The organism is Vibrio sp. 1978 (genome assembly GCF_033344345.1).
Map to the genome: position 1 here is coordinate 1 of NZ_JAWPOP010000019.1, position 13,543 is coordinate 13,543.

Annotated in this window: 7 protein-coding genes and 1 pseudogene; 6 read left to right on the forward strand and 2 right to left on the reverse strand. The window is 45.2% G+C overall.

Going from position 1 to position 13,543, the window contains the following annotated elements:
- Positions 1 to 123 precede the first annotated feature (123 nt).
- Entirely contained in the window at positions 124 to 4,113 is a 3,990-nt protein-coding gene (pulA, locus tag R8N49_RS17405) for a pullulanase-type alpha-1,6-glucosidase (RefSeq protein WP_186585597.1), read from the reverse strand.
- A gap of 545 nt (positions 4,114 to 4,658) precedes the next feature.
- Between pulA and R8N49_RS17410 the strand changes: the two genes are divergently transcribed.
- The 6 genes and pseudogenes from R8N49_RS17410 to pdxY all read left to right on the forward strand — a co-directional run bounded on the left by R8N49_RS17410 (position 4,659) and on the right by pdxY (position 12,094).
- Positions 4,659 to 5,855, forward strand: a complete 1,197-nt coding sequence (locus tag R8N49_RS17410; protein WP_186585598.1) for a tetratricopeptide repeat protein — start codon at positions 4,659 to 4,661, stop codon at positions 5,853 to 5,855.
- 537 nt (positions 5,856 to 6,392) lie between these two features.
- The gene (locus R8N49_RS17415; RefSeq protein ID WP_025768646.1) at positions 6,393 to 6,839 is read left to right on the forward strand and encodes a helix-turn-helix transcriptional regulator; all 447 of its coding nucleotides are present in this window, start codon (positions 6,393 to 6,395) and stop codon (positions 6,837 to 6,839) included.
- 479 nt (positions 6,840 to 7,318) lie between these two features.
- Positions 7,319 to 9,415, forward strand: a pseudogene (gene speF, locus R8N49_RS17420) (ornithine decarboxylase SpeF); the annotation flags it as partial.
- Between the two features lie 61 nt (positions 9,416 to 9,476).
- The gene (gene potE / locus R8N49_RS17425) at positions 9,477 to 10,787 is read left to right on the forward strand and encodes a putrescine-ornithine antiporter (RefSeq protein ID WP_042522196.1); all 1,311 of its coding nucleotides are present in this window, start codon (positions 9,477 to 9,479) and stop codon (positions 10,785 to 10,787) included.
- Between the two features lie 147 nt (positions 10,788 to 10,934).
- Positions 10,935 to 11,123 carry an AbrB/MazE/SpoVT family DNA-binding domain-containing protein gene (locus R8N49_RS17430; RefSeq protein ID WP_042522194.1) on the forward strand — a complete coding sequence of 63 codons (189 nt, stop codon included), beginning with the start codon at positions 10,935 to 10,937 and terminating at the stop codon, positions 11,121 to 11,123.
- Between the two features lie 101 nt (positions 11,124 to 11,224).
- Positions 11,225 to 12,094 (forward strand): pyridoxal kinase PdxY, encoded by an 870-nt coding sequence (gene pdxY, locus R8N49_RS17435; protein ID WP_186585600.1) that lies wholly within the window; start codon positions 11,225 to 11,227, stop codon positions 12,092 to 12,094.
- A 65-nt stretch (positions 12,095 to 12,159) separates the two neighbouring features.
- Here the strand turns inward: pdxY and sstT are convergent, their stop codons facing one another.
- Positions 12,160 to 13,377: a serine/threonine transporter SstT gene (gene sstT / locus R8N49_RS17440; protein ID WP_005374821.1), complete on the reverse strand. Its 1,218-nt coding sequence runs from the start codon at positions 13,375 to 13,377 to the stop codon at positions 12,160 to 12,162.
- Between the last annotated feature and the right edge of the window lie 166 nt (positions 13,378 to 13,543).

The window sequence follows — 13,543 nt, forward strand, 5'->3', positions numbered from 1 at the left end:
AGGGTCTATCGGATTGTTACATGTTGGTAGGATCATTCAACTGATCTGCCGATTAAAGTCTTAACTGATCGGCATTAAAGCGTGATGCTTCCCCTTTTTCATTACGGATGTTTTTAAATGAAATTAGTTTTTCGTTACCGTCACGATTGGCGCCGACTTGTCAGCCGCGTTGAAGTGGAAGTTGTAATTTCCTGCTTCTGCAATCGCAATTTTCAGGTTTGCACTACCGCCACCGACTTCCATCGTTAGCGCTTTACCAAGCTCAACACTGCCTTCGCCACCGAAGTTGGTGTCTGCTGCCCAGTCTGCGCTCGCAACTTTCATTTCGTAGTTGCCCGCCGCTAGGTCAATGTCTAGCGAATAAACGTCATTTGCAACATAGCTGAACTTCGCTGTTGAGTCTTGTGCTGGAGCATCCCATGTAGTGATAGTGCCACGTAAGTAAAGTGCTGTTTCACCGAATGTTGGTGCATCTGCTGATTTGGTCACTGACACGACCGGTTTTTCTACGCTTTCATCTTGAACATGCAGCGCGTTCAGAGTGAAGTTGTACTTACCTGTTTCAGCAACAGACAGCTTACAGTTACCTTCTGAACCTAAGTCTAGTGAACCAGAAGCTATATTCGCAGCATCACAACCGATGTTTGGATTTGCCCAACCAGAGTCCGCGAATTTGAACTCGTGTTCACCAGCTTCAAGAACGCCAGTTACAGAGTACATACCGTTGCCAATAAAGGTCATCGCCCAATCACTGCTATCAGACCACTCGTTCATCGTGCCTTTCACGTAAACAACGGTTTCGCCGTAAGGAGGAATGCTCGATACGTCTTTGTTATCCGTGTTTACTGGTAGGCCAGCACCTTGTGCGCCGTTTTGTGGCTGCACGAATACCGCTGTTGTCAGTGCTGGTACTGTGAACGTTTCATTGGTGAAGCTTGCACCTTTGACGATGTCATCCGCAGAGTTTTGTTGAACTTCATGCAGTTCGAAACCAGTTGCGCCAGCAACTTTGAAAGATTTCTCAGTTGATGTTGAGTTCACAACGGCCACGACAGCATCGTAGTTCGAATCTAAATCGGCACCCGCTGATGTACCATCGTCGATAGACATCACAATCAAGCCTTCCACTTGGTCTTTCCCTACGTTGCGGAAGTCCACACGGTTCATCACTTCTTGCGCGGTATCTAGGCGGAACAGTTCGCTTGTGCTACGGATTTTTAGTAGCTCTAGGAATTGTTGCTTAGTCAGCTCGATGTCGGTTGAATCTGGTTTCGCCGTGCTGTCACCAACGATGGTTTTGATCAGCTCCCAGTTTGCACCGTCTTTGTCTTCACGTGGTAGACCAACGTTCCAGTTATTGTCGCTTCCGTCGAAGAATACACGGTTGAACCAGTCACCAGAATCGTACGAGTCGCGCTGCATAGATTTAGAGCGCAATAGCTCAGAACCCATGTGGATAAATGGAATGCCTTGACCAAGCATCACCGTTGATAGGGACACAGACTGCATACGTGCACGCTCGGCAGATGAAGTGCCTGTCGCAATCTTGTAGGCGTTGTTATCCCACAATGTTTGGTTGTCGTGCTTAGACACGTAAGAGATGTTCTCTGATGGCACTTTTGTGTAGCCTGCAGGCGCACCATTGTAATCAACGTTCTTACCCAGTTTGGTTTCGCCTTTGTAATCAAGAAGGATGTAATCAGCCAAGTTACCAGCCATACCTAGACGAACCAGATCTTGGTTGTGTAAACGACCATTCACCGACTCTGCGTCAGTTTTGGTTTCTTCGTTAGGATAAGCGGCGTTACCAAAGCCTTGGTTAAAGCGAAGTGGGTGCTTACCTTCAGAATCTACACCGCCATCAAACGGGCTTCCGCCACGAACTGCGTCACGCAGACGATCAGAGAAAGTACCGATTTCTGTCCCCGCCATGTTGACTTGTGTCGCCTGATCGAAGCGAGCGTTTTGCGCGACTTCACCAAAGTCCCAACCTTCGCCGTAGAACAAGGTATTCGGGTCAATTTCACGGACTTTTTCAAGTGCGTAAACCATCACATCTTTCGGCTGGTGGCCCATAAGGTCAAAACGGAAACCATCGACTTTATAGTCATCCGCCCATACCATCAATGAGTCAACCATTAGTTTACCCATCATCAAGTTCTCGGTTGCGGTGTTATCACAACAGGTTGAGTTTTCGACGCCGCCAGTGTTGACGTTTAGGCGGTGGTAGTACCCAGGGACAATCTTATCCAGTACTGATTTTTCGTTCACACCAGATGCATTTGTGTGGTTGTACACGACGTCCATGACCAGTTTCAGATCCATTTTATGCGTCGCTTGAACCATTTCGCGGAACTCAAGAATACGCTTAGACCCGTTAGGATCGGTCGCATAACTGCCTTCTGGCACGGTGTAGTGGTAAGGGTCATAACCCCAGTTGAAGCTGTCTAGCATGCGAAGATCGTTCATCAACGCTTGTGCTTTGCCCGTTGTTGGGTCGTAGCTATTTAATACCTCTTCAATTACTTTGCCGTCATCTTCGGTCTCACAAATGGAGGCTTCTGGCTTGATGCCACAAAGTTTACCCACGGTGTCGGTGATATCGACTCGCTTGTCAGCGTCTTCATCCACGGTTGCAATATCAAACGCAGGCAGGATATGTAGCGTTGTTAGGCCAGCATCTTTTAAAGCTTGTAAGTGAGATACAGACTCACGCTCAGGTTCTGTAAGCGCCAGATATTTGCCATCAAGACTTGGTGTGCCTTTGCTGTCGTTAAAGCTGAAATCACGAATGTGTGACTCGTAAAGGACGTGGTCTTCGTCTTTTTTAACCGTTGGGCGTGCGTAGTTTTTCCAATCTTGAGGCATTAAGCTTGGATCATCTAAATCAACCACTTGCGAGTATCGTGAGTTCTTAGACAAGCTCATTGAATATGGGTCTGTTACCAAACGCGTTTCAACGACGCCAGTTGTTGGGTGGTATACCTTAACTTGGTAGCGATAATATTTGTTGACAACGTTGCTTTGTGCCTCAGAAACCCAGATACCTGTTGCTGGGTCTTCCGTCATGGCAACGGTCGCTTCTTCTGCTAAGTTTTCATCGTAGATTATCAGATCAACATCTTGGGCAGTTGGTGCCCATAGTTTGAAGGTTGCGGCACCGCCTTCCACAATCGCACCGAGTTCTTGACCGATCGCGTTACCTGCCTTGGAATCGGCAAACACCGCATCCAAAACGCCCGGTTTTTGCACTTCAGTTGCAGAAATGACGTCACCATTTGCGTTGTAAGCCACCATAACGATTTGTGACTTCAGGATCGTACGCAAGGTCGCGTCATCGACATCGATACCCGCAGCTTGAAGGCTAGCAAGGTGACGGAAGCGTGATTTCAGACCATCAGACAACTCACCAGCTTTTGTCAGCTCAACCGCTGTACCGCCAGAGATTTGCTTATCTTCATCCATTTTGATGTCATTGCTAAGGCTGTAGAACAGCTTCATGGAATCCGCACTGGTCGCCGCTTCCCATGCAATGGTGTTGGCGTCTAACCAATGGGCTTTTTGACCATCAATATCAACAGGGCGCTCTTCTATTGGCTCGTAGTAAAGTTCACTGCTGCCGTGGAAGCCAAACAAACCTTTCGATTCGCCGATTTTCGTCAACTCTACTTTTGAGTTTGCGCTGCCGAACGCTTTCTCATCACCCTTGTGCAGAATGAAGTTCATGCATTCGTGTGGGTCAGAGGCATCTGGGTTTATTTTCAGTACGTAGTAAGCACCGTAGGTGTCGTTGATGCCATCGAATGGGTGTGGCGCAGACCAATCCGTTCCTGTTCCCGGAATGCCCATTGCGTCTAAATCTGTGCTGGTACAGCCCTCACCGTTCCATAGGTGCAAGCCCCAACCTTCGTAGTCGCTGGCCGTTGAAGCTGATGCTACGTCACGTTTGTAATAAATGACGACTTCGTTCTCTCCCGCAGGGTACAAGCCTGAGCCAGGGTTCGTCGTATCTTCGTTCGTGCTATCACTACCACAACCGCTGATTACCGCGACGGAAATCAAAGGCAGTACGGTTTTGGCAATTGTTGATAATTTAAATGTCTTATTGTCCACGTTTACAAATCCATTGTTATTGAATTGATATTGAGCTGCGCGCTGCCTTCGCTGACTCAATCATCAAGAAGGTTTTGCACACGCTAGAAAGGCAGATGCCAAAAAGGAAATGTTCAATTAGATGCTAATACACTGAATCATCAGCAAAATGTGAGAGCAGGCTGTTAAGTTTTTTACAGGTGCAAATTTTCTGTCACAGTCGATTTTGTTCACAAATTAAATAATAAAACAGGCGCATAGTGAGAGATTCTGCACATCATTAAAATGTGAATTTTTATGGGAGGAGTAAGGGGGGATGATAGGGGATGAGAATGTCTCAGCCCCAAAACCGTGATTAAGTTCTATAAAAATGAGGGCTATATTTTTCTTTTAAAAATAAGTTGCAGTGATGTTGAATAAAATACCGCCATTAAGTCTTCGCAAGCTTCAGATTTTCGCTAAGTGGTCGTTATATAATGAAGGTAGTCGGCGTTATGTCGGCGCGTAATCATAAGATTTCCCTGAAAGGGAGTTGAATTGGGCCCTGAAACCAAAAGAGGCTATTTATGAGTAGTATGGGCATTGCCATTGCGGCAACTGGCCTTTCACTCGTCCTGATATTTGTGTGGATGATCTCGTTGTCGATGCGGAAACAGAGACTCGAGGCAGAGAGGAAAGCTCGCGAAGCCGCTTATCGAAAGGCGATGCATAAAGCGCGAGAGCAAGAGCGTAAAGAGCGAGAGTTCAAAGCAGAAACCGGGCATATCCCCACCATTTTATTTCTAGCGAAAGAAGCCGAAAAGGACAACATTCGTCAAGCGCTGTATTGGTATGATAAAGCCGCTAAACTGGACAATGTGACGGGGATGTACGGCATTGTTCGCTTAAGTGAACGCATGCGCGAAGATGTGATTTTAAAAGAGCAGGCAAACTTCTGGCGTACCGCAATTGCGGGAATGGAAGGGGATACCGAAGCGAAATTTTCGACAGGCAAAGCGTTGGTTTTTGGTCGCGGAACGGAAAAAAATATTCCCAAAGGTAACCAACTGATTGAAACCGCAGCCGAGGAAGGCTGCATTGATGCCATGCTTTACATGGGTGAGTGGCAGCTTTCACCAGACAATAGTGCAGGACGCAGTGCAGATGCGCTTTACTGGTTTATGAAAGCGGCGGAAAAAGACAGTGCGGATGGCAAGATCCAAGTCGGCTTATGTTACCTAAATGGCATTGGTACAGAAAAAAGCATGGTTAAAGGTTGCTACTGGCTGGAACGGGCCGCGGAAGGTGGCAGTGCTAAAGCGATGTATCATGCTGGCGAAGCGTGGAAGGATAAAGGTAAAACGGGTAATGCAATTGCTTACGTTTGGCTGTTTCTTGCTGCCAATATGGGCTACCAACCTGCGCGTACGTTACGTGATGAAGTGGCAACCAATATTGGTGTTGATATTGTCGTTGGATTGCAGTCCATAGCGAAGCCGTTGCAAAGAAAACTGGCCTCAGGAATGGTGAGAAAGCACTCTATTATTCGAGCCCTTAACAAAGTGTACAAACGCGAAGCGTATTTTCCTGCGGAAGAGGAGCTCAATGCGGTGTTGAATGATGAGAATAAAGACGCCTCCGAGGCTTGGGAGGAGGCATCAACACTAGATTTTCAGCCTAACATGACAACGGTAACAGCAGAAGGTCAGGCAAGCACATCGCCCAACGAAAAAAAACTTTCTAAAGAGGCGCTCGATTTCACTCAAAACTTCCTTCAACCATAACCTATCTTATCCAGAAGCCTCAAGATTGAGGCTTTTCTTTTGCTCTTTTGCCAGTATCTCTATCAGTCACGACAACAGAATGTAAACTTACTTAAGCAGTCATTTTACTGATGTGCATACTATTTATGCGATTTTTCAACATATTTTTAGTACTTAACTAAGATGGGATCTGTTTACCTTAAAAAAGAGGTTTTTCCCTCTTTATTTACTTCCGCTATTGGGCTTAGATCAAGACTTTTCAATTGATAGTAATAATGATTGAAGAGCAATACTTGATGCCCCGATTTATAGGTGAATAGTACTCATTACTTTATCTAATAATTTAAATTAAAAAATGTATTATAAATCTTAAATTGTTCTTTTATATTTAGGTGTCGATTATTGATTTTATGATTAATTAGGCGCAAGATAACGTAAAAATAAAATAGCATAGTTAATATGCAGAATTACACTAGGAAGTAACTTTTTCATTACATGTTTCATAATAAATAGAGATAATTTTTTATCTCTGTTTTTATTTATATTAGAGATTTGTGTATGTTGAGAATCATTAGTGCAGATAAATTTATCTCTTCAAGGTTTATCTTAGAGTACAGTAAGGCTGAGTTCGCTTCTTTATTAGGTGTTTCCGTCGCTAAAATAAGTAATATTGAAAGTGGAAAATCTTCAATCCCCCCGGTGTATGATTACGCCATTAATTACTTGTTGAGTGAACATCCATTTAAAGATAGTGCTGTTGAGGCTTTATGTTCTCACGAAACGTTAAACTTTGCTCGTCGTATTGACGTCAATACCAAAGTAAAACGCTTGTCCTGTAAGCGTTGTGATAGCCGTAGACTGCACGTTATGGCTGGCATGAGTGGCTTGTATTTTGTCGAGTGCATGGATTGTAAACACACTATGTACTCGTCAGGCATGTCTGTAAAACGTTATCAGCAATGGTCGAATGATGGAGTCAAACTAGATAGTCATTTATTTAATTGAATTGTGTTTCCTTTGCACCTAAAGTAAAAAGCCATCAATACATGTGTTGATGGCTTTTTTATTATGTGTTTAAATTTAGTTAAAATTAAAATATTTATCATTCCTAATAATTATATAGTGATGGAAATCTCAAAAAATTATTTTCTTGATATTTTATTTCTAACAATAATGGTTGTGGTCACACAATTTTTAATTATTTTTCCTTTTAATTCTGGTTTCAATATCATTGGACTATCAATTGGAAAGTGATGAAGGTCGCGAAATTTTAATTCGAGGAAATAAGTCTTTTAAATGTGAAAATTTAATCACGAAATTTGTTTTTTGAATTTTAAATATCGTTTTCGTTTGTAATATCTGTACTTGTCAATTTTAAAGAACAAAAAAGAGATATTCCAAATGAAAAGTTTAATTATAGGTGTTAGTAATTACATGCCAGAAGACTTCAGTTTATTAGCTGAGTCTTTAGATGAACAATTTAATCGTCATTTACAACCTTAGAGCAAGTTGAATTAACCGACGTTGGTGCGGCTATTATTACTTCAGCAGACATTAAAGCAGGTCTGCATAAAATGATTTCTGAAACGGGTTACGGTATTCCAGTTTTCTTAGTAACGGATGAAAACCCAGTTTCGGCAGAAGATTACGTTTGGCTAACTGGCGTTATCGATTTAGAAAGACAATCTATTGAGTACTACTGTCGTCAAATCAATGAAGCAGTAACCAAGTACGAATGTCGTCTTCTTCCTCCTTTCTTCAAGCAATTAACGCACTATGTTGAGATGGGTAACTCAGCGTTTGACTGTCCGGGACACCAAGGTGGTCAGTTCTTCAAAAAACACCCAGCTGGTAAACAGTTCTACGATTTCTTTGGCGAAAACCTGTTCCGTAGTGACTTGTGTAACGCGGACGTGGATTTAGGTGACTTGCTGATCCACGAAGGTTCTGCACACCAAGCGCAAGCGCACGCTGCAAAAGTATTTAACGCGGACAAAACTTACTTCGTACTCAACGGTACTTCTGCTTCAAACAAAGTGGTGTGTAACGCGCTGGTAACTGAAGGTGATTTGGTACTGTTCGACCGTAACAACCACAAATCGAACCACCACGGTGCGTTAATCCAAGCGGGTGGTATGCCAGTTTACTTAGAAACGGCGCGTAACCCTTGGGGCTTTATCGGTGGTATGGATGAACACTGTTTCGATGAAGAATACATTCGTGCTCAAATCGCGAAAGTGGACCCAGAACGTGCACGCGATGAACGTCCTTTCCGTCTTGCTATTATCCAGCTTGGTACTTACGACGGTACTATCTACAACGCTCGCTACGTAATGGATAAGATAGGTCATCTTTGTGACTACATCCTGTTTGACTCTGCGTGGGTTGGTTATGAGCAGTTCATCCCTATGATGAAAGACTGTTCACCACTGCTGCTGGATTTGAAACCAGAAGACGCAGGTGTGATCGTGACTCAGTCTGTTCACAAACAACAAGCTGGCTTCTCTCAAACATCGCAAATCCACAAAAAAGACCGCCATATCAAAGGTCAAGCTCGTTACTGTAACCACAAACGCTTTAACAACGCGTTTATGATGCACGCATCGACTTCACCATTCTACGCACTGTTCTCTGCGCTTGATGTGAACGCGAAGATCCACGACGGCGAAGCAGGTCTGCGTTTATGGCGCGATGCGGTTAAGACAGGTATCGAAGCGCGTAAAGAAATCCTTAAGAGTTGTGAATTGATTCGTCCGTTCATTCCAGATGAAGTCGAAGGCCAACCTTGGGGCAGCTACGACACTGACGTGATAGCAACGAACAAGAAATTCTTCATGTTTGAGCCAAACGCAAGCTGGCACAAATTTGAAGGTTACGGTGAAGGTCAATACTTCGTTGATCCATGTAAATTGTTGCTAACTACTGCGGGTATTGCAGAAGACGGCAGCTATGCAGATTTCGGTATTCCTGCAACGCTATTGGCGAACTTCCTTCGTGAAAACGGCATCATCCCTGAGAAGTGTGACTTGAACTCTATCTTGTTCCTACTCACTCCTGCGGAAGATATGGGTAAGATCCGTCACCTTGTAGCTCAAATTAACCGATTCGAAAAATTCATCCGTGATGATGCCCCTTTAAGTATCGTACTTCCAAGCGTCTACGAAGCGAATAAAGAACGCTACCGTGGCTACACCATCCGTCAGCTATGTCAGTAAATGCATGACATGTACAAAGAGCTGAACGTGAAACAGTTACAAAAAGCGATGTTCCGCAGCGAGTACTTCCCACAAATGGTTCACAAACCTGAAGTAGCAACACGCAAATACTTCCGTGGTGAATGCAATTACCTACCACTTAAAGAGGCCGTGGGCCGCGTAGCCGCTGAAGGTGCACTTCCTTACCCTCCAGGCATTATCTGTGTGATCACTGGTGAAGTCTGGACTCAACAGGTGGTGGATTACTTCCTATCTCTAGAAGAAGGCATTAACCGCTTCCCAGGCTTCGCGCCAGAAATTCAAGGTGTGTACCTTGAAGATGTTAACGGTCGCACTACCGCACATTGTTATGTCCTAAAAGATTAATCTACCCGTTCGCACCACGCTCCGGCGTCGGTGCGAACCGCTTATTCGTGGAGAATAATTTATGAGTACTGAAACTAAAAAAATGTCGGTGGTGCAGTTAACCATTCTGACGTTCATCAATATGGCTGGCTCCGGTATCATCATGCTGCCAAGTAAACTGGCGCAAGTGGGCACCATTTCTGTGTTGTCTTGGCTGATCACGGCGGCGGGCTCTTTGGCGTTGGCTTACGTGTTCGCAAAATGTGGTCGCTTTAGTAAACGTGACGGTGGTATGAACGGTTACGCGTCTTATGCATTCGGTAAATCGGGTGCATTTATGGCGGGCTGGACTTACGGTTTGTCGCTCCTTATTGCGAATATTGCGATCGCGATTACTTGTGTGGGTTACGGCTCCGCATTCTTTGAAGTGACCCTATCTCCGGTCGAAACCTGTTTGTACACCATCGCCATTCTTTGGATTTGTACTTTCGCTAACTTCGGTGGTGCGAAAATCACAGGTCAAATTGGTACATTCACCGTGTGGGGCGTAATCCTACCAGTGTGTTCATTGGGTATTGTTGGTTGGTTCTGGTTTAACCCAACCATGTACATTGAAGCTTGGAACCCACACAGCTTGCCATTTGGTGAAGCGGTGAGTGCTTCTATTGCGATGACTCTATGGGCATTCCTTGGTCTTGAATCAGCTTGTGCGAACTCTGAAGCAGTAGAAAATCCAGAGAAGAACGTACCAATCGCAGTGCTAGGCGGTACGCTAATTGCGGCTGTGGTTTACATTGTATCGACAAACATCTGTTCTGGTATCGTTGCAAACTCTGAGCTTGCCGCTTCTACCGCACCATTCTCAACCGTATGGTCTGTGATGCTTGGCTCAGCAGCAGGTAAAGTGGTTGCGGGTATGGCGGTATTGGCTTGTGCGGGCTCTCTATTGGGTTGGCAATTCACTATCGCGTCAGTGTTCAAATCGTCTTCTGATGCGGGCTTCTTCCCTAAATTGTTCTCTCAAGTGGACAAACGCGGCACACCGATCAAAGGTATGATCGCGATTACTATCATCCAATCAGTATTGTCTCTAATGACGATTTCTCCAACGCTGAACGAGCAGTTCGAAGCACTGGTTAACCTAGCGGTAGTAACAAACGTTATTCCTTACATCTTATGTATGGGCGCAATCTTTATTATGCAGCAAGTGGCGCACGTGCCAGAGCGCGAGATGAAAACCACCAACGTTATCGCTCTGATTGGCTCTCTGTACAGCTTCTATGCGCTTTACGGCTCCGGCTACGAAGCGATGATGTGGGGGTCTATCGTAACCTTCCTAGGCTGGAGTGCTTACGGTCTGATTGCTGCGAAGCATGAGCCTTTAGCAAATTAAAAAATAATACAGAAAGAGCCTTCCCAAACGCGGTGTGGAAGGCTCTTTGTTTTTAGGCATTTACGCCAAACCCAAGTCAGCTCAACGTATTTGAGGCTAGACATCCAATGACGTGAAAACTCATTTTCGACATTTGGAGGACGAAAGATGATAAGTCAACCTGTTAAAATCGGTGACGACACCGCCGTAGTCATTCCAAGCGTAATCCTGGCTCAGCTTAGGATAAGGGAAGGAGATACCCTAGAAATCGCACTGAATAAAGACAAAATGGAAATTAAGAAGATGGTGTTGAAAACCAACGCTCCAACTTACTCTGAAGATATCGAGGAGAATTGAGTTAGAGAATCTTGGTTTGTCGGATACACTACTGGTTTCGCAAAACTGGCGCTTGCCGCTGTCTTTGAACTATCGATAACTACAATAAGAGGTAAGGTACTATGCAAGGTATCCTCTCTATACAATCTCATGTTTCTTTTGGTCATGCTGGTAACAGCAGTGCTGTTTTCCCAATGCAACGCATGGGCTTCGAAGTATGGCCGATTCATACCGTTCAATTTTCTAACCACACGCAGTATCAAGAAGGCTGGACTGGGCGAGCGTTTGCGGCTGAAGACATCAGCGAGTTAGTTCGTGGACTTGGTAACATCGGCGCGCTGGAAAAGTGCCAAGCGGTATTGACGGGCTACCAAGGTAGCGCAGAGCAGTGCCTTGCTGTTGAAGATACCGTGACGAAAGTGAAGCAAGCGAACCGGAACGCACTTTACGTTTGCGACCCTGTGATGGGCGCGCCAGACAAAGGCTGCATTGTGGCTCCGGGCATTGCTGAAAATCTTCTAACGCGTTTGATGCCAATGGCGGACGTGATCGTTCCGAACCAATTCGAGCTAAGTCAATTTGCTGAGATGGAAATCCACTCACTAGACGATGCGATCACCGCATGCCAACGTGCGCTAGAGAAAGGTCCAAAAGTGGTGCTAGTTAAGCACCTTTACTGCCTAGAAAATGGCAGCTTTAACATGCTATTGGCTACGCAAGAAGGTATTTACCTTGCGAAGCGTCCTCAATTTGAGTTTGCTAAACAACCTGTTGGCGTGGGCGATCTTATTTCAGCTATTTTTACCGCGGGACTCTTAAAAGGCTGGTCTCCTAAACAAGCTTTCCAACATTGTCATGACGCGTGCTACGGGGTGTTAAGTGCAACGTATCATGCAGGCGAATGGGAGCTGCAAACTATCGCGGCGCAGCAAGAGTTTGTTGAACCAAGCAAACACTTCCCGATTGAAGAAGTGGCTCTGGTCACCGCATAATTGAGCGCAATTAAACAAAAAAGGGGAGCCATCATCGGCTCCCCTTTCTATTTGTTCTGTCAGTCTTACTGAGCTTTTTGCTGCTCTGATTTACAAACTGCTGCCGTAAAGACAACGTCTGTTGAGCTGTTTAGCGCAGTTTCTGCAGAGTCTTGAATCACACCGATAATGAAGCCAACCGCTACAACCTGCATTGCTACGTCGTTTGAGATACCAAACAGGCCACACGCAAGTGGGATAAGTAGTAGAGAGCCGCCTGCAACACCTGATGCGCCGCATGCAGAAACCGCAGCTACAATACTTAGAAGTAGCGCAGTCAGTAGATCAACTTCGATACCCATAGTGTGCACAGCTGCAAGCGTTAGCGTTGTGATAGTGATTGCAGCACCAGCCATGTTGATGGTCGCACCTAGAGGGATAGATACTGAGTATGTATCCTCGTCCAGTTTTAGCTTCTCACATAGTGCCATGTTTACTGGAATATTCGCCGCACTTGAACGAGTGAAGAACGCTGTTACACCACTTTCACGTAGACAACGGAATACAAGTGGGTAAGGGTTTTGTTTGGTTTTAACGAACACGATCGCCGGGTTTACAACGAGTGCGATGATCATCATTGCGCCAAGAAGAACCGCCAGAAGGTGTGCGTAGCTTGCTAGCGCGCTAAAGCCTGTTGTCGCAAACGTTGAAGCAACCAAGCCAAAGATACCAAATGGTGCAAGACGAATGATAAAGCGCACAATGTGAGACACGCTGTGGCTTAGATCTTCAAATACGGCCTTCGTTGTTGCCGATGCGTGGTGTAGTGCAAGACCCAGACCCACACCCCAAGCAAGAATGCCGATGTAGTTTGCTTCTACTAGTGCATTTACTGGGTTGTCGACCAGTTTAAACAACAATGTGCGTAGAATTTCAGCAATACCTTGAGGAGGCGTTGCACCTTCAGCGCCGGTGACAAGCGTTAAATTGGTCGGGAAAAGGAAGCTTAGAACCACTGCTGATAGCGCCGCGAAGAATGTACCCATCAGGTACAGTACAACGATTGGGCGCATGTAAGTGTGTTGGTTTTTCTTTTGGTTTGCAATTGAAGCGGCAACCAAAATAAACACAAGAATTGGCGCGATCGCTTTAAGCGCACCGACAAAAAGGCTACCAATTAATCCCGCGCTTTCGGCATGGCTTGGAGAAATTGTCGCGAGCAAAATACCAAAGACGATACCGACAAGGATCTGGACGACGAGGTTACCACGAGCATATCGGGCAACGAGGCTGTTGTGTTGCATACATCATTCCTGCAATTTTATGCCAGAGTGGCAGGGCAATAGTCCATCATTACACGGCGATAATGCCCTTGTATTGCAAGGGGTGAGCATTGCTTCTGGTCACTAAGACACATGATTATCAATTATCCTGTTTTTATAAATTCAGCCATTTTCTTGCTGAATATCA

What these genes read in the sequence shown, in the direction of transcription:
- R8N49_RS17410 (WP_186585598.1), top strand. Translation starts at nt 4,659, where the DNA reads ATGAGTAGTATGGGCATTGCCATTGCGGCAACTGGCCTTTCACTCGTC.
- R8N49_RS17415 (WP_025768646.1), top strand. Translation starts at nt 6,393, where the DNA reads ATGTTGAGAATCATTAGTGCAGATAAATTTATCTCTTCAAGGTTTATC.
- potE (WP_042522196.1), top strand. Translation starts at nt 9,477, where the DNA reads ATGAGTACTGAAACTAAAAAAATGTCGGTGGTGCAGTTAACCATTCTG.
- R8N49_RS17430 (WP_042522194.1), top strand. Translation starts at nt 10,935, where the DNA reads ATGATAAGTCAACCTGTTAAAATCGGTGACGACACCGCCGTAGTCATT.
- pdxY (WP_186585600.1), top strand. Translation starts at nt 11,225, where the DNA reads ATGCAAGGTATCCTCTCTATACAATCTCATGTTTCTTTTGGTCATGCT.
- sstT (WP_005374821.1), bottom strand. Translation starts at nt 13,377, where the DNA reads ATGCAACACAACAGCCTCGTTGCCCGATATGCTCGTGGTAACCTCGTC.